At 62.7% G+C, this 23,040-nt stretch carries 27 protein-coding genes; 12 read left to right on the top strand and 15 right to left on the bottom strand.

All coding sequences use genetic code 11. The features are described 5' to 3' along the window. Positions 1-42: 42 nt before the first annotated feature. On the top strand, positions 43-462 hold the full coding sequence (locus LB532_RS22135; RefSeq protein ID WP_140638235.1) for a DUF4864 domain-containing protein: 420 nt from the start codon (positions 43-45) through the stop codon (positions 460-462). Positions 463-490: 28 nt separating this feature from the next. Here LB532_RS22135 and LB532_RS22130 read toward each other — a convergent pair whose 3' ends face one another. From LB532_RS22130 to coaD, 8 genes are all read right to left on the bottom strand, one after another. Beyond that, positions 491-1,255, bottom strand: a complete 765-nt coding sequence (locus tag LB532_RS22130) for a DUF4145 domain-containing protein (protein WP_140638236.1) — start codon at positions 1,253-1,255, stop codon at positions 491-493. Positions 1,256-1,465: 210 nt separating this feature from the next. Then, positions 1,466-2,596, bottom strand: a complete 1,131-nt coding sequence (gene tgt, locus LB532_RS22125; protein WP_140638237.1) for a tRNA guanosine(34) transglycosylase Tgt — start codon at positions 2,594-2,596, stop codon at positions 1,466-1,468. Next, positions 2,589-2,858, bottom strand: a complete 270-nt coding sequence (locus tag LB532_RS22120) for a hypothetical protein (RefSeq protein WP_140638238.1) — start codon at positions 2,856-2,858, stop codon at positions 2,589-2,591. The genes tgt and LB532_RS22120 overlap by 8 nt, the downstream gene beginning before the upstream one ends. Beyond that, positions 2,848-3,936 carry a tRNA preQ1(34) S-adenosylmethionine ribosyltransferase-isomerase QueA gene (gene queA, locus LB532_RS22115; protein WP_140638239.1) on the bottom strand — a complete coding sequence of 363 codons (1,089 nt, stop codon included), beginning with the start codon at positions 3,934-3,936 and terminating at the stop codon, positions 2,848-2,850. The genes LB532_RS22120 and queA overlap by 11 nt, the downstream gene beginning before the upstream one ends. Further along, on the bottom strand, positions 3,936-4,385 hold the full coding sequence (locus tag LB532_RS22110) for a DMT family transporter (RefSeq protein WP_140515312.1): 450 nt from the start codon (positions 4,383-4,385) through the stop codon (positions 3,936-3,938). Before LB532_RS22110 ends, queA begins: the two co-directional genes overlap by 1 nt. A gap of 12 nt (positions 4,386-4,397) precedes the next feature. Beyond that, positions 4,398-4,910 carry a peptidylprolyl isomerase gene (locus LB532_RS22105; protein ID WP_140638240.1) on the bottom strand — a complete coding sequence of 171 codons (513 nt, stop codon included), beginning with the start codon at positions 4,908-4,910 and terminating at the stop codon, positions 4,398-4,400. Between the two features lie 27 nt (positions 4,911-4,937). Next, a complete protein-coding gene (locus LB532_RS22100; RefSeq protein WP_224557239.1) occupies positions 4,938-5,432 on the bottom strand; it encodes a peptidylprolyl isomerase in 495 nt (164 codons plus the stop codon). Between the two features lie 110 nt (positions 5,433-5,542). Beyond that, positions 5,543-6,043: a pantetheine-phosphate adenylyltransferase gene (coaD, locus tag LB532_RS22095; RefSeq protein WP_140638242.1), complete on the bottom strand. Its 501-nt coding sequence runs from the start codon at positions 6,041-6,043 to the stop codon at positions 5,543-5,545. A gap of 194 nt (positions 6,044-6,237) precedes the next feature. Between coaD and LB532_RS22090 the strand changes: the two genes are divergently transcribed. Further along, positions 6,238-6,390, top strand: a complete 153-nt coding sequence (locus LB532_RS22090; RefSeq protein WP_140498827.1) for a hypothetical protein — start codon at positions 6,238-6,240, stop codon at positions 6,388-6,390. Between the two features lie 68 nt (positions 6,391-6,458). On the opposite strand, the gene gyrA is transcribed toward LB532_RS22090, so the two are convergent. Next, positions 6,459-9,257, bottom strand: a complete 2,799-nt coding sequence (gene gyrA / locus LB532_RS22085) for a DNA gyrase subunit A (protein WP_140498829.1) — start codon at positions 9,255-9,257, stop codon at positions 6,459-6,461. A 183-nt stretch (positions 9,258-9,440) separates the two neighbouring features. Then, complete coding sequence (locus tag LB532_RS22080; protein WP_140638243.1) at positions 9,441-10,271, bottom strand: helix-turn-helix transcriptional regulator; 831 nt, start codon at positions 10,269-10,271, stop codon at positions 9,441-9,443. Positions 10,272-10,357: 86 nt separating this feature from the next. On the opposite strand from LB532_RS22080, the gene LB532_RS22075 reads away from it, so the two are divergent. After that, complete coding sequence (locus tag LB532_RS22075) at positions 10,358-10,894, top strand: hypothetical protein (protein WP_140638244.1); 537 nt, start codon at positions 10,358-10,360, stop codon at positions 10,892-10,894. 173 nt (positions 10,895-11,067) lie between these two features. After that, entirely contained in the window at positions 11,068-11,697 is a 630-nt protein-coding gene (locus LB532_RS22070) for a MarC family protein (RefSeq protein WP_140498833.1), read from the top strand. Between the two features lie 5 nt (positions 11,698-11,702). On the opposite strand, the gene LB532_RS22065 is transcribed toward LB532_RS22070, so the two are convergent. Both LB532_RS22065 and LB532_RS22060 read right to left on the bottom strand, forming a co-directional pair. Then, positions 11,703-12,128 (bottom strand): OsmC family protein, encoded by a 426-nt coding sequence (locus tag LB532_RS22065; RefSeq protein WP_140638245.1) that lies wholly within the window; start codon positions 12,126-12,128, stop codon positions 11,703-11,705. Between the two features lie 79 nt (positions 12,129-12,207). Further along, complete coding sequence (locus LB532_RS22060) at positions 12,208-12,720, bottom strand: single-stranded DNA-binding protein (RefSeq protein ID WP_140638246.1); 513 nt, start codon at positions 12,718-12,720, stop codon at positions 12,208-12,210. Positions 12,721-12,956: 236 nt separating this feature from the next. Here LB532_RS22060 and LB532_RS22055 point away from each other — a divergent pair, with 236 nt between their 5' ends. The 8 genes from LB532_RS22055 to LB532_RS22020 all read left to right on the top strand — a co-directional run bounded on the left by LB532_RS22055 (position 12,957) and on the right by LB532_RS22020 (position 21,065). Next, positions 12,957-13,271, top strand: coding sequence for an ArsR/SmtB family transcription factor (locus LB532_RS22055; protein WP_140638247.1), 315 nt, complete (start codon positions 12,957-12,959; stop codon positions 13,269-13,271). Further along, entirely contained in the window at positions 13,268-13,771 is a 504-nt protein-coding gene (locus LB532_RS22050) for an SRPBCC family protein (protein WP_140638248.1), read from the top strand. Before LB532_RS22055 ends, LB532_RS22050 begins: the two co-directional genes overlap by 4 nt. Positions 13,772-13,802: 31 nt before the next feature. Next, a complete protein-coding gene (locus LB532_RS22045; RefSeq protein ID WP_140498846.1) occupies positions 13,803-14,408 on the top strand; it encodes an ATP-dependent Clp protease proteolytic subunit in 606 nt (201 codons plus the stop codon). Positions 14,409-14,509: 101 nt separating this feature from the next. Continuing rightward, complete coding sequence (locus tag LB532_RS22040; protein WP_140638326.1) at positions 14,510-14,791, top strand: hypothetical protein; 282 nt, start codon at positions 14,510-14,512, stop codon at positions 14,789-14,791. A 708-nt stretch (positions 14,792-15,499) separates the two neighbouring features. Beyond that, a complete protein-coding gene (uvrA, locus tag LB532_RS22035) occupies positions 15,500-18,421 on the top strand; it encodes an excinuclease ABC subunit UvrA (protein WP_140638249.1) in 2,922 nt (973 codons plus the stop codon). Positions 18,422-18,449: 28 nt separating this feature from the next. Beyond that, on the top strand, positions 18,450-18,920 hold the full coding sequence (locus LB532_RS22030) for a GNAT family N-acetyltransferase (protein WP_140638250.1): 471 nt from the start codon (positions 18,450-18,452) through the stop codon (positions 18,918-18,920). A gap of 42 nt (positions 18,921-18,962) precedes the next feature. Continuing rightward, complete coding sequence (locus LB532_RS22025; RefSeq protein WP_140638251.1) at positions 18,963-19,766, top strand: DUF72 domain-containing protein; 804 nt, start codon at positions 18,963-18,965, stop codon at positions 19,764-19,766. Positions 19,767-19,913: 147 nt separating this feature from the next. After that, positions 19,914-21,065 (top strand): GGDEF domain-containing protein, encoded by a 1,152-nt coding sequence (locus LB532_RS22020; RefSeq protein WP_140638252.1) that lies wholly within the window; start codon positions 19,914-19,916, stop codon positions 21,063-21,065. Positions 21,066-21,116: 51 nt separating this feature from the next. Here LB532_RS22020 and LB532_RS22015 read toward each other — a convergent pair whose 3' ends face one another. The 3 genes from LB532_RS22015 to urtD form a co-directional block, all read right to left on the bottom strand. After that, complete coding sequence (locus LB532_RS22015; RefSeq protein ID WP_140638253.1) at positions 21,117-21,293, bottom strand: hypothetical protein; 177 nt, start codon at positions 21,291-21,293, stop codon at positions 21,117-21,119. Between the two features lie 230 nt (positions 21,294-21,523). Continuing rightward, positions 21,524-22,219: an urea ABC transporter ATP-binding subunit UrtE gene (urtE, locus tag LB532_RS22010; RefSeq protein WP_140548229.1), complete on the bottom strand. Its 696-nt coding sequence runs from the start codon at positions 22,217-22,219 to the stop codon at positions 21,524-21,526. Between the two features lie 69 nt (positions 22,220-22,288). Next, positions 22,289-23,035, bottom strand: coding sequence for an urea ABC transporter ATP-binding protein UrtD (gene urtD, locus LB532_RS22005; RefSeq protein ID WP_140638254.1), 747 nt, complete (start codon positions 23,033-23,035; stop codon positions 22,289-22,291). Positions 23,036-23,040: the final 5 nt, after the last annotated feature.

The raw sequence follows: 23,040 nt of genomic DNA, 5'->3' as shown, positions 1-23,040 counted from the left end.
CAATCGCATTTTGAGAGGGTCCCGAGACAAGGGAGACAGACCATGCGCCGCACGCTTTGCGCACTCGCATTCGTTCCCCTCTTCCTGGCATCGTCGGCATTTGCCGGCGAGGCCGAGATCAAGGCGGCACAAGCGGCCATCGACGGCCAGCTCAAGGCTTTCATCGCTGACGATGGTGCCAGCGCCTACAGTTTCGCTGCTCCGAATGTGAAACAGATTTTTCCCACAGTCGAAACCTTCATGAACATGGTGACCAATGGCTACGCGCCGGTGCGCAACCCGCAGAGCTACTCGTTCGGCAAGGTCGAGGAGACGGGCCCGACCTCGATCATCCAGCAGGTGCTGATCGTCGGCCCCGACGGCAAGGACTACGAGGCGGTCTATACGCTGCAGCAACAGCCGGATGGCGCGTTCCAGATCACCGGCTGCAGCCTGCGCGCATCGAATTCGCTGAGCACCTGAGAACGATAGACGTTTACCCGAGCCAAGCTTACCCTTCTACTTGAGATAGCCCAGAAGTACCTGGTTGCGGGTTGGAGGCGTCCTCCGCGGCTTTTTTGCCGCGTTCGATACGTTTCGTCAGCACGAAAAGGAAATTGCCAAGAGCCTCCGCAAACTCCACTGACTGGACAGCTTCAGCCGGTAGGATGTGGGGTTTATCTTTATCGGCGTGTCGAGGATTGTTCGCCCCAAGCCTCACCGAATGCGCCCACGCCCCCATGCTCTCCGTCAGCCTATGGTCCGCAACAGCCCTGTTAATCCGGGTGTAGACACTTCCGTCCTCGTACCCCAGTTCCTTCAGCATCGCGTCAACGGCCGATCCAGCCATAACGGCCGAAGCGTCTGGAGCATGCAAGGTGTCCATGGCCTGCTGGAGAAAGGTGCGGGCGATTGGCGGAATGTCTTCGTGCGCAGATCTAGCTTCCGGGATGAGCTGAACAATCGGTCCTGAATCGCTTTCCTCACCTGCCTTGCCTCTCGCCAGAATTGCGCCGCCACAAGCCGTGCAGAAATAGACACCCCAAACGTAGGATTTTCCACCAAGCTCGTTCTTCACAACACCATGAGTGATCCACCATTGGTCGAACGTTGGATTGGGGGTTGAGCAATGTGGGCAGCGACCTTCGGGCCTGATCGCCTTCCTGAAATACAGCTTTGGGATTTCGAGCGCGATCCGCAGTGCATCAATTTTCGATTGGAAAGGGTCTTCTTCCATCATTTGCAGCGCCAAACATTTGTAGAAACCAATATCCAATCATTAGAGCGTCCACTACACCCTGAGTAGGGGCTGCTGGCGAAATGATCTAGTTATACCAAATTTGATTCGCGGCCTTGACCTCGTCCCACTTCCGCCCCTTGATCCACATCTGCGACCGGAGCCGGCTTATTCAAAAGTGCGGATCGTGAGCCCATGGTCATCAGAGCCGCAAGCAAGCAGGGAGAGGGTAAGGCTCTATAATCCTTTTCAAATGGCCGGAATGTCGCCCTTGGCCCAGCCTTCTGTGATCTCGGCCCCACGCGCCTCGAACGTGCTGGTTTCGACCGCAGCCCGGATGTCCTGCATCAGCTTTTGGTAATAGGAAAGATTGTTCCAGGTCAAAAGCATTGCGCCGAGCGCCTCCTGCGAGCGCACCAGATGATGCAGGTAGGCGCGGGAATAGTCGCGCGCCGCCGGGCAGTCGCTCTCCTCGTCGAGCGGGCGCGGATCGTCGGCATGGCGGGCGTTGCGCAGATTGACCTTGCCGCGCCTGGTATAGGCAAGCCCATGCCGGCCGGCCCGGGTCGGCATCACGCAGTCGAACATGTCAATGCCGCGCGCCACCGATTTCAGGATGTCGTCCGGCGTTCCGACACCCATGAGATAGCGTGGTTTATCCGCCGGCAGTTCCGGGCAGGTGATGTCGAGCATCTCGAGCATCACCGCCTGCGGCTCGCCGACGGCCAGGCCGCCAACGGCGTAGCCTTTCAGGTCCATCGCAGCCAGGGCCTGTGCCGAACGCACCCGCAAATCGGCCTTGTCGCCGCCTTGCACGATGCCGAACATCGCCTTTCCCGGCTGCTCGCCGAACGCCGCCTTGCAGCGTTCGGCCCAGCGCAGCGACAATTCCATGGCGCGCTCGATTTCCTTGCGCTCCGCCGGCAGCGCCGTGCATTCGTCAAGCTGCATCTGGATGTCTGAATCGAGCAATCCTTGAATCTCAATCGAACGCTCCGGCGACATTTCGTAAGGCGCGCCGTCGATATGTGAGCGGAAGGTGACACCCCTTTCGGTCAATTTCCGAAGCTTCGACAGCGACATGACCTGAAAGCCACCGCTGTCGGTCAGGATCGGATGCGGCCAGCGGGCGAATTCGTGCAGACCGCCAAGCTTCGCCACGCGTTCGGCGCCGGGCCGCAGCATCAAATGGTAGGTATTGCCCAGGATGATATCGGCGCCGACGCCGCGCACCTGATCCATGTACATCGTCTTGACCGTGCCGCCGGTGCCGACCGGCATGAACGCCGGCGTGCGGATTTCGCCGCGCGGCATGCTGATCAAGCCGCGCCGCGCCTTGCCTTCGGTCGCCAGCACCTTGAAGGTGAACGTCTCAGCCATTGAATTCCTTGTCGTGTGCCGGTGCGTCCGGAGCCTGTTCGTCCAGCGACTGGCGGTAGTGGATGCAGCCGCGCATGAATTTTGGCCAGGGCGGCACGGCGATTGCCGGATCGATCTTCTCGGGCAGCAGGTCCCACAAATCGGGATGATGCCAGCAAAGATCGTGCCCCGATGCATCGCGATGCTGGCGAATGCCGGCGCGCAATTTTTTGACTTCGGCGATCAAACTGTCGCGGTCCAGCCTGTCGAGGTCATCGTCCATCGCTCATCTCCGCTCGATACAGCAGGCTTGCATCTCCGTAGGAGTAGAATCTGTAATCGTGCTCAATGGCATGCGCATAGGCGGCGCGCATCGTCTCGAGGCTGCTGAAGGCCGAAACCAGCATGAACAGCGTCGAACGCGGCAGATGGAAATTGGTCATCAGCATGTCGGCGGTGCGAAAACGGTAGCCGGGCGTGATGAAGATGTCGGTCGGCCCGGACCAGGCAGCGAGCATACCATCCTCTCGCGCGGCGCTTTCCAGCAGGCGCAGCGAGGTCGTACCGACGGCAATGATGCGCCCGCCCCGCGCCTTCGCTGCATTCAACGCGTCGGCAGTTGCCTCGCTGACCGAGCCGATCTCCGCATGCATCTTGTGATCGGCGGTGTCGTCCGCCTTAACCGGCAGGAACGTGCCGGCGCCGACATGCAAGGTGACGAAGCGGCGCTCGATGCCCTTGGCGTCGAGCGCGGCGAACAGCTCCGGCGTGAAATGCAGGCCCGCCGTCGGTGCTGCGACGGCGCCTTCCTCCCGGGCATAGATGGTCTGGTAGTCGGCCCGGTCGCGCTCGTCGTCGTCGCGCTTCGAGGCGATATAGGGCGGCAGTGGGATGTGGCCGACCGCATGCAGCGCCTCGTCGAGGAAAGGGCCCGACAGGTCGAAGCCGAGCAGCGCCTCGCCCGCCTCGCCCTTTTCGATCACCGTGGCGTCAAGCTGGCCGAGGAAGCACGAATTGCCGTCATGGCCGAAATGGATACGGTCGCCGACGGCAACGCGCTTGCCCGGCCGCATGAAGGCCAGCCAGCGGTCAGGCGCCATCCGCATGTGCAATGTGGCTTCGACCTGCGCCGCCGCCTCGCCGCGCCGCCTGATACCTTTGAGTTGCGCCGGGATGACCTTGGTATCGTTGAAGACCAGCACGTCGCCGGGCCGGAGCAGGGAAGGCAGGTCGCGGACCGCCCGGTCCGAAAACCCCTCGCCCGGCCTGACCACCAGCATCTTTGCGCTGTCGCGCGGCTCTGCCGGGCGAAGCGCGATACGCTCTTCCGGCAGGTCGAAATCGAACAGATCGACACGCATCAGAAGAGCCTGATAAGCAGCGCCCCGGCCAGAAGCAGCACCGCGCCGGCCACGCGGCCGAGCGAGATTTCGCGAACCGCGACGCCGAGGAACCCGACGCGGTCGATCAGCATGCCCGCCAGCAACTGGCCCGCCACCAGGAACGCCATCAGGGCGGCGGCGCCGATGCGTGGCGTCAGGATGGTGGACAGCGTGACGTAGAAGCCGCCCAGCATGCCGCCGGCGATGAACAGCCAGGGCGCGGGCGCCTTCCAGTCGAGCGAGATGCCTTGCAGTCTCACCACCGCGACGGCAATGATGCCGAGCACGATGGCTCCCGACAGGAACGAAAACGCAGCCGCCGCGACCGGGAGCCCCAGGCCGCGCGCCAACTGCGAATTGATCGGCGCCTGAATGGCGATGAAGGCGCCCGACAGGATGCCGAGAAGCGACCAGACGACGCCCATCATTGTCCTGTCGCCTTACTTGACGTCGGCCGCGACCTTCAGCGACACGATCTTGTCGGGATCCTGCACCGGCTCGCCGCGCTTGATCTTGTCGATATTGTCCATGCCTTCGATGACCTGGCCCCAGACCGTGTACTGGCGATTGAGGAAGGCTGCATCGTCGAAGCAGATGAAGAACTGCGAATTGGCCGAGTTCGGATTCTGCGAGCGCGCCATCGAGCAGGTGCCGCGGCCGTGGTTGGCATTGGAGAATTCGGCCTTGAGATCCGGCTTGTCGGAACCGCCCATGCCAGCGCGAGAAGGCGCGAAAGAGGGCTTGCTCGAATTGCCGAACTTGACGTCGCCGGTCTGCGCCATGAAGCCCTCGATGACGCGGTGGAAGACCACGCCGTCATAGGCCCCTTCGCGGGCCAGTTCCTTGATGCGGGCGACATGGCCGGGCGCCAGGTCGGGAAGCATTTCGATGACGACCTTGCCCTTGGTCGTTTCCATGATGAGCGCGTTTTCGCGGTCCTTGATGTCGGCCATGTCTGATATCCTTTTCAAAAAACAGAACTATTTGTCGGCGGCGATACGAACCTTGATCATCCGGTCGGGATCGGTGACCGTGCCGTTGTCGGCCTCGTCGCCCTTCTTGATGTGGTCCACCAGTTCCATGCCGCTGACGACATTGCCCACGATGGTGTACTGGCCGTCGAGCGGCGGCGCCGGCGCGAACATGATAAAGAACTGCGAGTTCGCGGAGTTCGGATCCTGCGAGCGTGCCATGCCGACCACGCCGCGCTTGTAGTGCTCGGTCTGCGAGAATTCCGCCGGCAGGTCCGGCAGGTTGGAGCCGCCGGTACCGACAGCCTGGGCGTTGAAGCCCTTGTTCATGTTGCCGAATTTGACGTCGCCTGTCTGCGCCATGAAGCCGTCGATGACGCGGTGAAAGGCGACGTTGTCATAGGCATGCTCACGCACCAGCTTCTTGATCTGCGCGACATGCTTGGGCGCGAGATCGGGACGCAGCGCAATGGTCACGTCGCCGTCCTTCAACGTTATGATCATGGTGTTTTCCGGGTCGGCGGCATAGGCCGAGACCGATGCGGTCACGAGGCCGGCAAGCACGACGAGGAACGAGGCGAGCTTTTTCAGCTGCATGGTCTTCTCCGAGAAACCTATTTTGCGAATTTAGCGGTGAGCGCACCGGCAACGGCGGCCGGCACGAAGGGGCGGATGTCGCCGCCCATCGACGCAATCTGGCGCACAAGTGTGGCGGTAATGGTTCTGACCGAGGGGCTGGCGGGCAGAAACACCGTCTGCAGCTCCGGCGCCATCGTTTCGTTCATGCCGGCCATCTGCATCTCGTAGTCCAGATCGGTACCGTCGCGCAGGCCGCGGATCATGATCGAGGCGCCCTGTTTCCTGGCGGCGTCGATGACCAGCCCATCGAAGGCGACCACCTTGATGCGCGCGCCATCGCGGCCGAATTCGGCCTTGGTCGCGGCCTCGATCAGTCCGACCCGTTCCTCGAACGAAAACAGCGGCTTCTTGCCGGGATGAATGCCGATCGCCGCATAGACGATATCGGCCACGGCCAGCGACGCCTTCAGCACGTCGAGATGGCCGTTCGTCAACGGGTCGAAAGAGCCGGCATAAAGGGCAATTCGTTCGGTCATGCCGGTGCTTCTAACGGGCGCGCGGACGGAAGGCAAATCTCATTGATGCGATCCCCTTGAACCTTTTTGCAGGGATGAACGACAGATGAATGCGCCGATCACGAACGCTTCACGCAGCGTTCACTACCTTGCCCCTTTAAGAAGATGAAACCAAAGTCCCATCTAAGCGTTGTAGAGCGCAGGAGAATACGCACATGCTGATCTACATGCTCGCCACTGCAATGACCGTCGCCATGCTGATCGCCACTGTATTCGGGCTGCATCAGGAGGCCCAGCGCGTCCGCATCAAGACCAACGCCAAACGCTTCGAAGGGTTCGGCCCCCGCAAGCCCCACCGTCACTATTGAATTAGCCTGAATTTGTTGCGATGCGCCGGCCGATTGGCCGGCGTTGCCATGTCTGGGCCAAGCCAGACTTATTGCGCATCATCCGGGCCGGCATCCGCCGCCGGATCGATCTCGGCACCAACCTCGACGATTTCTTCCTCGTCCGATTGCGGCTCGGAAATCCGCTCGACCGAAACCACTTTCTCGCCTTCCGCCGTGTTGAAAATGGTCACGCCCTTGGTGGCGCGGCTGGCGAAGCGAATGCCATTGACCGGCACCCGGATGACGGTACCGCCGTCGGACACCAGCATGATCTGGTCGTCATTGCCGACCGGGAAGGTCGCCACCAGCCTGCCGATCTCGGCCGTCTTCGACACGTCGGTGGCCCGAATGCCCTTGCCGCCGCGTCCGGTCAGACGGAAATCATAGGACGATGAGCGCTTGCCGTAGCCGTATTCCGTCACCGTCAGCACGAACTGCTCATGCGCCTTGAGGAACTCATAGCGCTCGTCTGACAGCTCCGCCTCCTCGCCGACCTCTTCGTTGGTCAACGCGATCTCTTCCTCCTCGCCTGCCGGGATGCCGGCGGCCAGGCGCCGTTCGGCCACCACGCGCTTCAGATAGGCGGCGCGTTCAGCCGGCGGCGCATCGACATGCTCGATGACGGCCATCGAAATGACGCGATCCGTTTCGGCCATGGCGATGCCGCGCACGCCGACCGAGTTGCGGCTCTGGAAGACGCGCACGTCGCCGACGGAAAAGCGGATGCACTGGCCGGAGCTGGCGGTCAGAAGCACGTCGTCATTGTCGGTGCAGGTCTCGACGCCGAGAATCTCGTCGCCCTCCTCCTCCAGCTTCATGGCGATCTTGCCGTTACGGTTGACCTGGACGAAGTCGGAGAGCTTGTTGCGCCGCACCGTGCCGCGCGTGGTGGCGAACATCACGTCGAGCTCGCCCCAGCTCGTCTCATCTTCCGGCAACGGCATGATTGTGGTGATGCGCTCGCCCTGCTCCAGCGGCAGCATGTTAATCAGCGCCTTGCCGCGCGACTGCGGATTCCCGATCGGCAGGCGCCAGACCTTCTCCTTGTAGACGATGCCGCGCGAAGAGAAGAACAGCACCGGCGTGTGGGTGTTGGCCACGAACAGGCGGGTGACGAAATCCTCTTCCTTGGTCGACATGCCCGAGCGACCCTTGCCGCCGCGGCGTTGCGCCCGGTAGAGCGACAATGGCACGCGCTTGATGTAGCCGGAATGGCTCACCGTCACGACCATGTCCTCGCGCTGAATCAGGTCCTCGTCTTCCATGTCCGCGCCGCCTTCGCTCAGCTCGGTGCGGCGCGGCGTGCCGAACTCGTCGCGCACGGCCGCGAGCTCGTCCTTGACGATCTGCTGGACGCGGGCGCGGGACGACAGGATATCGAGATAATCGACGATCTCGGCGCCGATCGTGTTCAACTCGTCGGCGATTTCGTCACGGCCAAGCGCCGTCAGGCGCTGCAGGCGCAACTCCAGGATCGCGCGCGCCTGTTCCTCGGACAGATTGTAGGTGCCGTCCTCGTTGATGCGGTGGCGCGGGTCGTCGATCAGGAGGATCAGCGATTCGACGTCGCCGGACGGCCAGCGCCGCTCCATCAACTGCTCGCGCGCGGTCTGCGGATCCGGCGCGGTGCGGATCAGCTTTATCACTTCATCGATGTTGGCGACGGCGATTGCGAGGCCGACCAGCACGTGGGCCCGGTCGCGCGCCTTGCGCAGCAGGAACTTCGTGCGCCGGGTGACCACCTCCTCGCGGAAGGACACGAATGCCCTCAGCATGTCGGTCAGCGTCAGCAGTTCGGGCTTGCCGCCATTCAGCGCCACCATATTGGCGCCGAATGAGGTTTGCAGCGGCGTGAAGCGATAGAGCTGGTTGAGGATGACGTCGGCCACCGCATCGCGCTTCAGCTCGACGACGACCCGATAGCCCTGGCGGTCGCTCTCGTCGCGAATGTCGGAAATGCCCTCGATGCGCTTGTCGCGCACCAGTTCGGCCATCTTCTCGATCATCGACGACTTGTTCACCTGGTAGGGAACCTCGGTGATGATGATCGATTCGCGGTCATTGCCGCGGGCCTCGATGTTGACCTTGCCGCGCATCACGATAGAGCCGCGGCCGGTCGAATAGGCGCTGTAGATGCCGGAGCGCCCGAGCACGATGCCGCCGGTCGGGAAATCCGGCCCCGGAATGATTTCCATCAGCGCCGGCAGGTCGATGGCCGGATTGTCGATAATCGCGATCGCGGCGTTGCAGACTTCGCCCAGATTGTGCGGCGGGATGTTGGTGGCCATACCGACGGCGATGCCGCCCGAGCCATTGACCAGCAGATTGGGAAAGCGCGCCGGCAGAACCTTCGGCTCGCTGCCGGAAGCATCGTAAGTGTCCTGGAAATCGACCGTATCCTTGTCGATATCCTCCAGCAGTTCATGCGCGACCTTGGTCAGCCGCGACTCGGTGTAGCGCATGGCCGCCGGCGGATCGCCGTCGATCGAGCCGAAATTGCCTTGCCCGTCGATGAGCGGCACGCGCAGCGACCAGTCCTGCGCCATTCGCACCAAGGCGTCATAGATAGAGGCGTCGCCATGCGGATGGTATTTACCCATCACGTCGGCGACCGGGCGCGCCGACTTCACATATTTGCGGTTCCAGTGATAGCCGCTCTCATGCGCGGCGAAGAGAATGCGGCGATGCACCGGCTTCAGGCCATCGCGCACGTCGGGCAGCGCGCGGCTGACGATCACGCTCATGGCGTAATCGAGATAGGAGCGCTGCATCTCCTCGATAATCGAAATCGGCTCGATGCCGGTGGGGCCGCCGTCGGCGCCGCGCGGTGTTTTTTGGTCGGTCAAATCGGATCACAATCTAAACAGGAATCACTTGCCGTATATATAGGAAGCGCGGCCGAAACTCCAATGTCGACGGCACTTTTCCAGTGTCGATTTTGGCGGTGATTTCAAAAGGATACCGGTGATTGCGACGATATGGCCGAGATGCTTTTCGGAGCCATCGACGCAAAGGCCCGCCATCTCGTGTTAGCGGCGGCCCGCGCGACGGGCGCGATAGCTGCCGGGTGTCTCCCCCATTTCACGCCGGAAGCGGCGATTGAAAGTTGACAGGTCGTTGAAGCCCGCCTCGAAGGCGATCGTCGAGATCGCCTTGTCCGAAGCGTGGAGCCGCACTGCTGCCCGGTGCAGCCTGGTCCTCAGCAGAAACCGGTAGGGGGTCATCCCGGCAATCTGCCGGAATGTGCGCAGGAAATGATACGGACTGGTCGCCGTCTCCCGGGCCAGCACGGCCAGCGAAAGTGGCTGATCGGCATCGATCTCGATACGCCGAACCGCCTCTGCGACCCGTTTCTGATCCCGGCGGCTGGGTGTCCGCGTCTTCTTGGTGTGCCCTGAGCCTGCGGCGACTGCTGCGCCGGCAATGCGCAAGCCGAGTTCCTCGAAAGCAGCGGTTTCGGCCACATCGCGCGCGGCCTCCGCTTCGGCCAGCAGCGGCATCAGCGCCGGCAAGGGCGGCAGGCGCGGCGCCTCGAAAGCCAACGTTCTGGCGCCCGGTACGCCCTCCACGATCCGTTCCATATAGGCTGGACTGAAATGAAAGGAGAGGCAGCGGTCGCCGGCGCCGTGCTCGTGGCCGCATTCGTAGCATGTCCCGGGATTGCCAAGCAGGACAGCGCCTGGCGCGAGCATCGCGGTGCCTTGGCTGCTGCGATAGCGGAAGGTGCCACCGGTCACCGCGGCGATGCAGAATGTCCGGTGCTCTTCCTCGAACGGTCGGTCGTCGGCGCCCGCCGTGCACACCACGTCCGACACCTGCCAGCCTGGCCCCGAGGCAATGATCCTGTCACTCGTCGTCATGGCCCGAAAGATAGCAATTTTTCCCAAGCGAAAAACCCTGCGTCGGCCTATCGCTCGCAGTCTCCTGACAGCATGAAGGCACAGTCATGACCGACTACCCCTCCTTTGCCGAAGTCCTGCACAGCGACGGGCCCGCCCCCCGTCTTGCCGAGAATTTGGATCTCTACGGCCGCTTCGTCGGCGCCTGGACTTTCGATGCCAACCGTCATCTGGAAGACGGCACCGTGCTGACCGGACGCGGCGAAGTGCATTTCGGCTGGGTGCTGGAAGGCCGCGCGATCCAGGACGTCTGGATCCTGCCCGCGCGCGATGCCGGCCCCTCGCCCTCTCTCGGCCAATGGACCTTTTATGGCACAACCTTGCGCGTCTATGATCCCGGCGCAAACGCCTGGCATATTTTCTGGAGCGATCCGCGCAACCAGTATTACAGCCGCCAGCTCGGCCGCGCCGAAGGCGACACGATTGTCCAAGTGGGCGCCGACGGCACCGGTTCCTCGGTACGTTGGAGCTTTTCACGGATCACGGAAAATTCCTTCCGCTGGCTCGGCGAGCGCTCGCACGACAATGGCGCGACATGGCGGCTCGAAGTGGAGTTCCTGGCGCGGCGCTCTGACCGTACCTGATCAAGCAAGCCGCAACGCAAACTCAGGCATTCCCTAGCGTTCTTTCGCGTCTCCCTCGGCCCAGCCGGCCTTCGCAGAGTTCGCGAGCCGCCTCTCCCCGGCCGGTTTCCTCCGTCCCTGCTTTGCTCTACCAATGTCGGGATGCGGGCTCGGCCCGGCGGGAGGGGTGAGAAATGCCGAGTTTCGACAGCCTGTTCAACGCCTTCGTCACCATTCTGGTGACCATCGACCCGCCGGGGCTGGCGCCGCTGTTTCTGGCGATAACGCGCGGCATGAACCGCGAGGAGCGCCAGCAGGTCTCGGTCCGCGCCTCGGTCATCGGCTTCCTGGTGATGGCGCTGTTCGCGGTTGCCGGCGCCTCGATCCTGTCGGTGTTCGGCATCACGCTGCCGGCCTTCCGCGTCGCCGGCGGGTTCCTCTTGTTCTTCATCGCTTTCGAAATGGTGTTCGAGCGCCGGCAGGACCGCAAGGAGAAGATCGGCGACGTCGCCATCACCAAGGACATGATCCACAACATCGCCGCCTTCCCGCTGGCGATTCCGCTGATCGCCGGTCCCGGTGCGATTTCGGCGACCGTCCTGCTTTCCGGCTCGTTTCAGGGTTTTGGCGCCCAGGCGGCACTGGTCGGCATCATCTTCGTCTGCCTTGCCATCACCTATCTGGTGTTCGTGCTGTCGGAGCGCATAGACCGCATCCTCGGCCAGACCGGCCGTTCGATCCTGACCCGCCTGCTCGGCGTCATCCTGGCAGCGCTTGCCGTGCAGTTCGTGGCCGATGGCATCAAGGCGCTGATGGCCTCATAGGCCGCTTATTTTGCCGTCGTGTCGATAATTTCGAAATCGTGGGTGATCGCGGCGGTCTTGGCCATCATGGCAGAAGCCGAACAGTATTTTTCGATCGAGAGATCGATCGCCCGTTTGACCTTGTCGCGCGACAGCGCCCGGCCCTTGACGATGAAATGCATGTGGATGCGGGTGAAAACCCTGGGGTCGGTTTCTGCCCGGTCGGAATCGAGCTCGACTACGCAGTCCTCGATCGCCTCGCGCCCCTTTTCGAGGATATGGACCACGTCATAAGCTGAGCAGCCGCCCGTGCCGATCAGCACCAGCTCCATCGGGCTCGGCCCCGGCGTCCTGCCTTCAGGGCCGAACGCGGTTCCAAGCACCAGTTTGTGGCCACTGCCGGACTCGCCGACGAAGGTGCGCTCCTCCACCCATTTTACCCGTGCTTTCACTGAATGTGCCTCTCCGCTGGAATCAACAGACCGCCACGCGCCGCGCGGCGGTCAAGGAATAATGCCAATCCGTTTTTTCTCAGAACGGGATTTCGTCGTCCAGCTCGCGCGAAGAACCGCCGCCGCCCTTGGAACCGCCGCCGCCACGATTGAAGCCTTCGTTCGGGCCGGACTGGCCGAAATCGGAACCACGGCTGCCGCCGCCGGAATAACCGCCGACCTGGCCGCCCTCGCCCTGGCCGCGCGCGTCGAGCATCTGCAGCTCGCCGCGGAATCTCTGCAGCACGACTTCCGTCGTGTATTTGTCGGCACCGGTCTGGTCTTGCCATTTGCGTGTCTGCAACTGGCCCTCGACATAAACCTTCATGCCCTTCTTCAGATACTGCTCGGCAACCTTGGCGATGCCCTCATTGAAGATGACGACATTGTGCCACTCGGTCTTTTCCTTGCGCTCGCCGGAATTCTTGTCGCGCCAGCTTTCCGATGTTGCGATGCGGATGTTGACGACCGGCTCGCCCGAATTCAGGCGGCGGATCTCCGGATCCGCCCCGAGATTGCCGACCAGAATGACCTTATTGACGCTACCCGCCATGACACTTCTCCGCGCTCGTCCGAAACAAATTTTTGTCGCAGCACCTTACAGGTTGCGCACACCCGTTGCCTGCTGCGGCTGCCTTTTCCCACAAGGTTTTTGTTCTCTTTTCGTTCCTATATGCATCGCCGCTCATTGTCAAGGATTGGCAGCAATGCCGGAGCCGCCAGCTTCCTTTCATATGGGCCGCAAAAGACCGCTTGCCAAATCGATAAGTATCGACTTATGCTTTCATCATGATCGAAGCGGAAATTTTCCGGGCGCTGGCGGATCCCACCCGACGCGCCGTCTATGAACGCCTCGCCACCAGCGAGATGACGGTGTCGCAACTGCGCACCGGCATGACGGTGTCGCAGCCGGCTGTGTCGCAGCACCTGGCCGTGTTGCGCGGCGCAGGCCTGGTGGTCGAACGGCGGGCGGGCCGCAACGCCTATTACCGCGCCGATCCGCAAGGGCTCGATCCGCTGCTCGGCTGGATCGAACGCTACCGGACGTTCTGGCCCGAGCGCATCGAAAAACTGAAGGCGGTTCTCAAGGACATGGACCAATGACGCACGCATCAGTGACCGACGAAAGCCATGCGCGGACCGCTCCCGACGCGATCGAGTTCGAGTGCGATCTTCCCGAGCCGCCGGAAAAGGTATGGCGGGCGCTGACCGTGCCCGAATTGCTTGCGGCCTGGATGATGCCCAACGACATCAATCCTGAGATCGGCAGCAATTTCGCCTTTGCCGGGCCGGATGCGCCGATCGAATGCGAGATCCTCGATGCCGAGCCCGGAAAAAGGCTTCGCTACTCCTGGCGGGAACAGCCGCGGCCGGACGAGGAACGGGACCCGCTCGACAGCATCGTCACCTTCACGCTCGCCCGCACCGTTTCGGGCGGCACGCATCTGCATATTATCCATGAAGGCTTTGCCCGTGCGGCGACATCCGCCGCCAGGCCCATGGTGACCATGGCAGGCGCCGGCTGCCGGCTTTCATTCGCTGCGAGCGCCTCCGGCCGCCGCCCCGCCGCCAATTCACCTTGCCTTCTGCAGCGCGCCGCTTGACCGGCCGACACATGAAAAACGGAGAGAGACGATGACCGGTTTTGCCAATCTGGTGCCGATGGTGATCGAGCAGTCGAGCCGCGGCGAGCGCGCCTTCGACATTTTCTCGCGGCTGCTGCGCGAGCGTATCGTCTTCATCAACGGCGAGATCAACGACGGCATGTCGGCGCTGGTCTGCGCCCAGCTTCTGTCGCTGGAATCGGATAATCCCGACAAGGAGATCTCGCTTTACATCAACTCGCCTGGCGGCGTGGTGACCAGCGGCTTCGCCATCTACGACACGATGCAATATGTCAGCTGTCCGGTGTCGACGGTGTGCATGGGCTTTGCTGCCTCGATGGCTTCGTTCCTGCTGATGGCTGGCACGCCGGGACGGCGCATCGCGCTGCCCAACGCCAGCCTCGTCCTGCACCAGCCGCTGGGCGGCTTCCAGGGTCAGGCATCGGACATCCAGCGTCACGCCGAAGGCATCCTGCGCACCAAGCGGCAGATGACCGAACTCTATGCGCGTCATTGCGGCCGCACCTATGAAGAGGTCGAGCGCACGCTCGACCGGGACTATTTCATGACCGCCGAGGAAGCGAAGGCCTGGGGTCTCGTCGATCATGTCTACGACACCCGCAAAAAGGCGGCGTGACCGGCACAAGCACGATGAATTGAGCCGCGACGGCCCCGCCGTCCGGCGATTTGATGACCGCCGGTCTGGCCACCTCGACGGGGCGACGCTATAACCGGCCGATGATCGACTGCCGCTCATTCCGACCCCAGCGTCTTGCCGTCACCATCGTGGCCGGAGTGCTCATGCTGGCCGGCGGCGCCCTTGCCGGCGACAGCCAGAAAGGCAGCCTGCCCGGTGTGGCCGGCGATTATCGTATCGCCAAGCCGGCCCCGCAGCCCGAGCCCGATGACGCCTTCCCCGCCAATGGCAACGGCCAGTTCAAGATCGGTGATACCGATGTCAGGATTTCCGGCAGCATCACGGTCGACATCGGCGCCGGCGGGATCAAACCGCCGCGGTAGCTGACATGTCGCGGGCCGTCAGTACCTGCGCGTTCCGCCAAAAGAGCAGCCCCGCCGTGCTTCTAGCAAACGGGCGGGGCTTTTCTGGATCTTTAATCCAATCTTTCGCCGGGAATGTTTTACCGGCTTTCGATTTCGGATGCTTCGCGGCGTTCAGCCGACGATCCGACCAGTAGTCTCTGATTTTGGTGCATCCGGCAGGGTCACATCGGAAGGCGCTTGCGTCTCCCTGGCATTTGTGCCTGCCGCGGCTCCAATCACTGCTGGAGCCTCAAGGGACTGTCCGGTGGCGTCATGCTCCACTCCTGTGTCCATTGCGACAATCGTCGTCAGAAGCACTGATCGCGTTAGCCCGCGGCGTCTCGCAGGCGGCCTTTGGGCGGCGAGGCCATCGAAAGACAGCCGGCTTCGTTGACGTATGGAGTCTGCTCCCCTCAGCCGGGGACGTCAACCGCTCGATGGCCGAACGGGAAAAATGTGATCGAACGACATATCCGCTGATGGGACCACGCCGCCTGCTCCACCGCTTTTGTCAGGAGCGTGTTCGGCCTTTGTTCTTTCCGCTTGCCCCTTCGCGCGAAAGACGGTTAAACGACTTGGTCGAGAATTGCGGCGTCTCTCGACGCGGCGGCAAAAATACCTACATAGGGGACGGCCGGGGAAAACCCGCCGATCCCACAAATTCCAGATCTGAGGCGGCGACCGGCAATGGCCGACCATAAATATCTTTCCATTCGCGGGGCGCGCGAACACAATCTGAAGAATATCGATCTCGACTTGCCGCGTGACAGTCTGATCGTCATGACCGGCCTGTCGGGCTCCGGCAAATCGTCGCTTGCCTTCGACACCATCTACGCCGAAGGCCAGCGCCGCTATGTCGAGAGCCTGTCGGCCTATGCGCGGCAATTCCTCGAAATGATGCAGAAGCCGGATGTCGACCAGATCGACGGCCTGTCGCCGGCCATCTCCATCGAGCAGAAGACCACCTCGAAGAACCCGCGCTCGACGGTCGGCACCGTCACCGAGATATACGACTACATGCGGCTTCTATTCGCGCGCGTCGGCGTACCCTATTCGCCGGCCACCGGGCTGCCGATCGAGAGCCAGACGGTGTCGCAGATGGTCGATCGTGTGCTGGCGGTCGAGGAAGGCACGCGCCTGTTCATCCTGGCGCCGATCGTGCGCGGCCGCAAAGGCGAGTACCGCAAGGAATTGCTCGAGCTGCAGAAAAAAGGATTTCAGCGCGTCAAGGTCGACGGCGTCTTCTACGAGATCGCTGATGTGCCGGCACTCGACAAGAAGTACAAGCACGACATCGACGTGGTCGTGGATCGTATCGTCGTGCGCGGCGACCTCGCAACGCGCCTTGCCGATTCCATGGAGACCGCGCTGAAGCTCGCCGAGGGGCTGGCGGTGGCGGAGTTCGCCGACAAGCCGCTCGATGCCAGTCAGACCGGCGAGGATTCGGTCAACAAGTCGAAGAACGAGACGCATGAGCGCATCCTGTTCTCGGAAAAATTCGCCTGTCCGGTCTCCGGCTTCACCATTCCCGAGATCGAGCCCAGGCTGTTCTCGTTCAACAACCCGTTCGGCGCCTGCCCGACCTGCGACGGGCTGGGCAGCCAGCGCGCCATCGATCCCAATCTGGTCGTCCCCGACGAGAACGTCTCGCTGCGCGACGGCGCCGTCAGCCCATGGGCGAAATCGACTTCGCCCTACTACGTGCAGACGCTGGAGGCGCTGGGCAAGGCTTACGGCTTCAAGCTCGGTGACAAGTTCAAGGATTTGACCGGGGAAGCCCAGGAGGCCATCCTGCGCGGCACAGGCGAGCGCGAGATCACCTTCCAGTATGATGACGGCCTGCGCTCCTACAAAACGACCAAGACCTTCGAGGGCGTCATCCCCAACCTCGAGCGGCGCTGGAAAGAGACCGAATCCGCGTGGATGCGCGAGGAGATCGAGCGCTTCATGTCGGCCACCCCCTGCCCGGCCTGTCGTGGCTACAGGCTGAAGCCGGAAGCGCTGGCGGTGAAGATCGCCGGCAAGCACATCGGCGAAGTGACCGAACAGTCGATCCGCAAGGCCGACCAATGGTTCACCGATCTGCCGGCGCAGCTCAACGACAAGCAGAACGAGATCGCCGTGCGCGTGCTCAAGGAAATCCGCGAGCGGCTGCGCTTCCTCAACGACGTCGGCCTCGACTATCTCACTTTGTCGCGCAATTCCGGCACGCTGTCGGGCGGCGAGAGCCAGCGCATCCGGCTGGCATCGCAGATCGGCTCCGGCCTCACCGGCGTGCTCTACGTGCTGGACGAACCGTCGATCGGCCTGCACCAGCGAGACAATGCGCGCCTGCTCGACACGCTGAAGCACCTGCGCGACATCGGCAACACGGTCATCGTGGTCGAGCATGACGAGGACGCCATCCTGCATGCCGACTACGTCGTCGACATCGGTCCGGCCGCCGGCATCCATGGCGGTGAAATCATTGCCCAGGGCACGCCGCAGCAGGTGATGGCCAACCCCAATTCGATCACCGGCAAATACCTTTCGGGCGAACTCGAAGTGGCGACACCAGCGGTTCGCCGCGAGGCGAAGAAGAACCGCCGCCTGAAAGTGGTCGGCGCACGCGGCAACAATCTGAAGAATGTCACCGCCGAAATTCCGCTCGGCACCTTCACCGCCGTCACAGGCGTATCGGGCGGCGGCAAGTCGACCTTCCTGATCGAGACACTGTTCAAGGCGGCCTCGCGCCGCATCATGGGCTCGCGCGAACATCCGGCCGAGCACGACCGCATCGAGGGCCTGGAATTCCTCGACAAGGTCATCGACATCGACCAGTCGCCGATCGGACGGACCCCGCGCTCCAACCCCGCCACCTATACCGGCGCCTTCACGCCGATCCGCGACTGGTTCGCGGGCCTGCCGGAAGCCAAGGCGCGCGGCTATCAGCCGGGACGCTTTTCGTTCAACGTCAAGGGCGGCCGTTGCGAGGCCTGCCAGGGCGACGGCGTCATCAAGATCGAGATGCACTTCCTGCCCGACGTCTACGTCACCTGCGACGTCTGCCACGGCAAGCGGTATAACAGAGAGACGCTGGACGTGCTGTTCAAGGGCAAGTCGATCGCCGACGTGCTCGACATGACCGTCGAGGAAGGCGTCGACTTCTTCGCCGCCGTGCCCGGCGTGCGCGACAAGCTCGACACGCTGAAGCAGGTCGGCCTCGGCTACATCCATATCGGCCAGCAGGCAACCACGTTGTCGGGCGGCGAGGCGCAGCGGATAAAACTCGCCAAGGAGCTGTCGCGCAAGGCGACCGGCAAGACGCTCTATATCCTCGACGAGCCGACCACCGGCCTGCACTTCCACGATGTCGCCAAGCTGCTGGAAGTGCTGCACGAACTGGTCGACCAGGGCAACACGGTGGTGGTGATCGAGCACAATCTCGAAGTGATCAAGACCGCCGACTGGGTGCTCGACCTCGGCCCCGAGGGTGGCGATGGCGGCGGCGAGCTGGTCGCCTCCGGCACTCCGGAAGCGATCGTGCGCGAAAAACGCAGCTACACCGGCCAGTTCCTCAAGGAATTGCTGGAACGACGCCCCGGAGGCAAGCGCGAAGCAGCGGAGTGATGGCGGGCTGGCGTTGGGAATCTCCGGAATGAAGATCAGGAAAGCCCTTGCCCCGGATGTCACCGCCGTCATAACTCTGACCACGGATGCCTACGCGCCCTACACCTTGCTGCTCGGCGCGCCGCCGATCCCAGTCACGGAAGACTATGCGCCGCGCATCGAACGCGGCGAGGTCTGGCTGCTGGAGAGCGGGGACGAAGGTGCCGGAGTGCTCACACTGGAGCGGCATGAAGACCACGCGATGATCTTCTCCGTCGCCGTGGCGCCAGGATTTCAGGGCAAGGGCTTCGGCATCGCGCTGCTGAAACATGCGGATCAGCAGGCGCGCCTGTGGGGCGTGCCGGAGGTGCGGCTCTACACCAATGCGAAAATGGAGCGCAACATCGCGCTCTATCTCGCCTATGGCTATCGCGAAACGGGTCGCCGGCCCAATCCTTACCGGCCAGGATGGGTGCTCGTCGACATGGCCAAGCCGGTCGACGAGGTCACGACGGCCTGATTTTTCTGAACGCGGCCAGATTTCTGAAACGGGAGGACGACAATGAGCAAATCGGGAACAATCCGCGCCGGGATGGGCGGCTGGACCTTCGAGCCGTGGGACACGTCCTTCTACCCGGAAAAACTCCCCAAGGCCAAGCAGTTGCAATACGCCAGCCGGCAGGTACCGAGCATCGAGGTCAACGGCACCTACTATTCCAGCTTCAAGGAACCGACCTTCGTCAAATGGGCCAATGAGGCCCCCGACGGTTTCGTCTACTCGCTGAAGGGCAACCGCTTCGTCACCAACCGCCGCGTGCTTGGCGAAGCCGGCGAATCGATGATGCGCTTCCTCGGCTCCGGCGTTGCCGCGCTCGGCGACAAGCTAGGGCCGATCCTGTGGCAGTTCGCGCCGACCAAGAAATTCGATCCGGACGATTTCGAGGCCTTTCTGAAACTTCTGCCCGAAAAGCAGGACGGTGTCGCGCTGCGCCACGCGCTCGAAGTCCGCAACGACAGTTTCATCGTGCCGGAATTCCCGGCGCTCGCGCGCAAATACAGGGCGGCCATCGTCTATGCCGATCACGCAAAATATCCTGATATCGCCGATATCACCGGCGATTTCATCTATGCGCGGCTGCAGACCGGCTCGGATGACAATCCGGACTGCTACACGCCAAAAGGCCTCGATGAATGGGCGGCGCGGACCAAGGTCTGGGCGGAAGGCAAGCAGCCGGCCGATTTGCGGCGCGCCGACCCTGCCACCGACGCGCCGGTGCAACCGCGCGACGTGTTCGTCTACTTCATCACCGAGGGCAAGGTGCGCGCGCCCTTCGGCGCCATGGCACTTATGAAGCGGGTCGCCTGAGAAACTCTGCGCAGACGGCCCACTGGCGGCGGCGCCTGCCCTGAACCGTCGCATCTTCGTCGCTATCGTAACCTTATCGACACTTCCTTGCGTCATGACTGCAGCAACGCCAGGCTGCAGGGTCGTCGCGGGCAAGGAACGAGGGGCATGTCGCTCGACTACAACTCACTTCTGCTGGCGGTCGGTTTCTCCGCTGCCTGCCTGAGCCTGACGTTGTTCGGCACCTGGCTCACCGCCCGCACCGACAAGTTCCTGCTCACCTGGGCGCTCAGCGCCTTGCTGGTGGTGGGCGAGGTCTTCACCTATGACGCCTATATCGACGCGCCCAGGCGCGGCCTCGGCATCGCCACCTTCACCTTGCTGCTGGTCGGCTTCTCGATGATGCTGGGCGCCGCCTACCAATTCAGAAGCGGCGGCTCACCGATACCCAGGATTCTGATCGGCAGCGGCATTTCACTGGCAGTGGCGCTGCCGCCCATGGCTCTGGGCTATGACGGGCTCGGCTTCATGCTCGAGAACCTGTTTGCGGCCCTGCTCTTGTTCGCCACCGCCGCCGAATACTGGAAGGGCCGCGCCGAGGCCCCGGCGCTTACCATCGGCGCCGCCGCACTCTATTCGGCGACCGCCATGTCCTTCCTGCTCTGCGCGACGGTTTTGGCATGGGATGGCAAGCTGATCATGAGCCATGCGCCGAGGAACTGGGCCGAGGATCTCAGCCTCGTCGTCGTCATCGCCAGCATGACCGGCATCGGCGCCTTGTCGCTGGCCCTCAACCAGGGGCGTCTGGCGGGGCATCACCGCCGCAACGCGCTGACGGATCAGCTGACCGGCCTGCTCAACCGCCGCGCGCTGTTCGACCTCTTTGGCGATTCCCCCGTCGGCGCCTTTACCGCCGTGGTCGTGTTCGACCTCGATAGCTTCAAGGCCATCAATGACGAGTTCGGCCACGCGACGGGCGATGAGGTGCTGAAAGTGTTCGCCAAGGAGCTTGCCGGCAACCTTCGCCCGACCGATGTCGCCGCGCGCATGGGCGGCGAGGAGTTCGCGGTGGTGTTGAAGCGGACTTTGCCCGAAACAGTGGAAAACACGGCCGAGGCGATACGAACCTCATTCGCCGCGCGCCGCATCGACACCGAGAACGGTTCCCTGACATGCACCGTCAGCGCCGGCTTTGCTTTCGGCACCAAACAGGGCCTAAGCTTCGACAAGGTGCTCAGCGCCGCAGACGAGGCGCTCTATGCCGCCAAGCGCGGCGGCCGCAACCGCGTCACCGCCTCGACGTTCCGGCGGGCCGGCTGACCACGCGCATCAATGCCGTGCCTGTGATCGTTGGATGGGCGAATGCGGCTTTTACGCCGCCATGACGATTTCATTGAAGGCATCGAGGTCGACATAGAAAACCTTCGTGATCTCCTCGATCAGCTCGTCGTGCTCATAGCCCTGGGATTTCAGGATGTTGATGGCGGTGATGATGTCGACGCGCTCGGTGAGTCGCCGTTTCTGGTAGTCCTCGACGTAACGTTCCATGGCTGCCCCTTAGCCTGTGTGCCCAAACGCGTTGAACGACAGAGATCGCAGGGAGGATGCTAGGAACGCATGCTTGCGCGGAACTTGCCCGTCGCCCACCTCGATCTGCGACAAACCAGACTGATACGGAAGCGGCCGACTCACAAAGCCATCAGAAGATTAGCATGTAGTATTGAGCGTGCCAGCGGGTGTCGAAGGAAGATCGAGTAAACTTTCATCAGGAGATGGATTTACACCGTCAGGAACTTCCTGACATCCGCCCGGTCGAGATCTTCGGCAGGACCAGTATGGACGATCTGGCCGCGGTCCATGATGTTGACCTCGTCGGCGAGTTCGCGGCAGAAGTCGAGATATTGCTCCACGAGAAGAACCGCAATGCCGGCCTGGTCGCGCAGATAGCGGATGGCGCGGCCGATGTCCTTGATAACAGACGGCTGGATACCTTCCGTCGGCTCATCGAGCACCAACAGCTTGGGCCGCATCACCAGCGCCCTGCCGATGGCGAGCTGCTGCTGCTGGCCGCCGGAGAGATCGCCGCCGCGGCGGCCAAGCATCTGCTTGAGCACCGGAAACAATTCGAAGACATGCGCCGGCACGTTGCGGTCGGCCCGTTTCAGGGGCGCGAATCCCGATTCGAGGTTCTCCCGCACGCTGAGCAGCGGAAAAATCTCCCTGCCCTGCGGCACGAATGCGATGCCCGACCGGGCGCGGTCATACGCCGCGCTCCGGTCGAGCGCCTTCCCCTCGAAGGCAACGCTTCCGCTCGTCAGCCTGTGGTGGCCGACGATCGATCTCATCAAACTGGTTTTGCCGACGCCGTTGCGGCCGAGCACGCAAGTGATCTTGCCGGCGCCCGCTTTCAGCGACACGCCCCGCAGCGCCTGGGCGGCGCCGTAGTGGAGCGTGGCATCGGAAACTTCGAGCATGTCAGCGCCTTCTCCAGAACCGAAGGAAGGCAAGATCGAAGCGATCGAATTGTACGCGCCAAACCATGATCATCTCCCCAGATAGACTTCGACGACGCGTTCATCGGCGGATACGAAATCGAGCGTGCCTTCTGAAAGCACCGAGCCCTCATGCAGGCAGGTAACCTTGACGCCGAGCTCGCGCACGAAATGCATGTCGTGCTCGACGACGATCACCGAATGGTCGCGGGCGATCTCCTTGAGCAGGCGCGCGGTCTCCTCGGTTTCGGCGTCGGTCATGCCGGCGACCGGCTCGTCGACCAGCAGCAGCTTCGGGTCCTGCGCCAGGAGCATGCCGATCTCCAGCCACTGCTTCTGGCCGTGGCTGAGATTGGCGGCCAGCTCGTCGCGTTTGTCGCCGAGCCGGATGGTCCCGAGGATGTCGTCGATCCGCCGCGCCTCGGCGGGTGAGCGTCGATGGAACAGCGCCGGAAAGATCGAGCGCGGCCCCTTCAGCGCCAGCATCAAATTTTCCTCGATCGTGTGGCTTTCGAAAACCGTCGGTTTCTGGAATTTGCGGCCGATGCCCATCATGGCGATCTCGGCCTCGTCATGCTTGGTGAGATCCACCTGGCCGTCGAAGAACACCTCGCCCTCGTCGGGCCGTGTCTTGCCGGTGACGATGTCCATCATCGTCGTCTTGCCGGCGCCGTTGGGGCCGATGATGGCGCGCATCTCGCCCTTGTCGAGCACCAGCGACAGATTGTTGATGGCGCGAAAACCGTCGAAGGCAACCGAGACGCCGTCGAGATAGAGGATGGTGTTGCTCTTCGACATCGCCC

Origin of the sequence: Mesorhizobium sp. ESP-6-2, from assembly GCF_020164675.1 — a bacterium.
Lineage (GTDB): Bacteria > Pseudomonadota > Alphaproteobacteria > Rhizobiales > Rhizobiaceae > Mesorhizobium.
Note: the sequence above shows the minus strand (reverse complement) of the source record. Positions and strands in the feature narration are given on the sequence as shown.

What these genes read in the sequence shown, in the direction of transcription:
- LB532_RS22110 (WP_140515312.1), bottom strand. Translation starts at nt 4,385, where the DNA reads ATGATGGGCGTCGTCTGGTCGCTTCTCGGCATCCTGTCGGGCGCCTTC.
- urtD (WP_140638254.1), bottom strand. Translation starts at nt 23,035, where the DNA reads ATGTCGAAGAGCAACACCATCCTCTATCTCGACGGCGTCTCGGTTGCC.
- queA (WP_140638239.1), bottom strand. Translation starts at nt 3,936, where the DNA reads ATGCGTGTCGATCTGTTCGATTTCGACCTGCCGGAAGAGCGTATCGCG.
- LB532_RS22025 (WP_140638251.1), top strand. Translation starts at nt 18,963, where the DNA reads ATGAGCAAATCGGGAACAATCCGCGCCGGGATGGGCGGCTGGACCTTC.
- LB532_RS22105 (WP_140638240.1), bottom strand. Translation starts at nt 4,910, where the DNA reads ATGGCCGACATCAAGGACCGCGAAAACGCGCTCATCATGGAAACGACC.
- LB532_RS22020 (WP_140638252.1), top strand. Translation starts at nt 19,914, where the DNA reads ATGTCGCTCGACTACAACTCACTTCTGCTGGCGGTCGGTTTCTCCGCT.
- LB532_RS22090 (WP_140498827.1), top strand. Translation starts at nt 6,238, where the DNA reads ATGCTGATCTACATGCTCGCCACTGCAATGACCGTCGCCATGCTGATC.
- LB532_RS22100 (WP_224557239.1), bottom strand. Translation starts at nt 5,432, where the DNA reads ATGATCATAACGTTGAAGGACGGCGACGTGACCATTGCGCTGCGTCCC.
- LB532_RS22030 (WP_140638250.1), top strand. Translation starts at nt 18,450, where the DNA reads ATGAAGATCAGGAAAGCCCTTGCCCCGGATGTCACCGCCGTCATAACT.
- LB532_RS22055 (WP_140638247.1), top strand. Translation starts at nt 12,957, where the DNA reads ATGATCGAAGCGGAAATTTTCCGGGCGCTGGCGGATCCCACCCGACGC.
- LB532_RS22045 (WP_140498846.1), top strand. Translation starts at nt 13,803, where the DNA reads ATGACCGGTTTTGCCAATCTGGTGCCGATGGTGATCGAGCAGTCGAGC.
- coaD (WP_140638242.1), bottom strand. Translation starts at nt 6,043, where the DNA reads ATGACCGAACGAATTGCCCTTTATGCCGGCTCTTTCGACCCGTTGACG.
- uvrA (WP_140638249.1), top strand. Translation starts at nt 15,500, where the DNA reads ATGGCCGACCATAAATATCTTTCCATTCGCGGGGCGCGCGAACACAAT.
- LB532_RS22050 (WP_140638248.1), top strand. Translation starts at nt 13,268, where the DNA reads ATGACGCACGCATCAGTGACCGACGAAAGCCATGCGCGGACCGCTCCC.
- LB532_RS22120 (WP_140638238.1), bottom strand. Translation starts at nt 2,858, where the DNA reads ATGGACGATGACCTCGACAGGCTGGACCGCGACAGTTTGATCGCCGAA.
- LB532_RS22080 (WP_140638243.1), bottom strand. Translation starts at nt 10,271, where the DNA reads ATGACGACGAGTGACAGGATCATTGCCTCGGGGCCAGGCTGGCAGGTG.
- urtE (WP_140548229.1), bottom strand. Translation starts at nt 22,219, where the DNA reads ATGCTCGAAGTTTCCGATGCCACGCTCCACTACGGCGCCGCCCAGGCG.
- LB532_RS22040 (WP_140638326.1), top strand. Translation starts at nt 14,510, where the DNA reads ATGATCGACTGCCGCTCATTCCGACCCCAGCGTCTTGCCGTCACCATC.
- tgt (WP_140638237.1), bottom strand. Translation starts at nt 2,596, where the DNA reads ATGGCTGAGACGTTCACCTTCAAGGTGCTGGCGACCGAAGGCAAGGCG.
- LB532_RS22015 (WP_140638253.1), bottom strand. Translation starts at nt 21,293, where the DNA reads ATGGAACGTTACGTCGAGGACTACCAGAAACGGCGACTCACCGAGCGC.
- LB532_RS22070 (WP_140498833.1), top strand. Translation starts at nt 11,068, where the DNA reads ATGCCGAGTTTCGACAGCCTGTTCAACGCCTTCGTCACCATTCTGGTG.
- LB532_RS22075 (WP_140638244.1), top strand. Translation starts at nt 10,358, where the DNA reads ATGACCGACTACCCCTCCTTTGCCGAAGTCCTGCACAGCGACGGGCCC.
- LB532_RS22135 (WP_140638235.1), top strand. Translation starts at nt 43, where the DNA reads ATGCGCCGCACGCTTTGCGCACTCGCATTCGTTCCCCTCTTCCTGGCA.
- LB532_RS22060 (WP_140638246.1), bottom strand. Translation starts at nt 12,720, where the DNA reads ATGGCGGGTAGCGTCAATAAGGTCATTCTGGTCGGCAATCTCGGGGCG.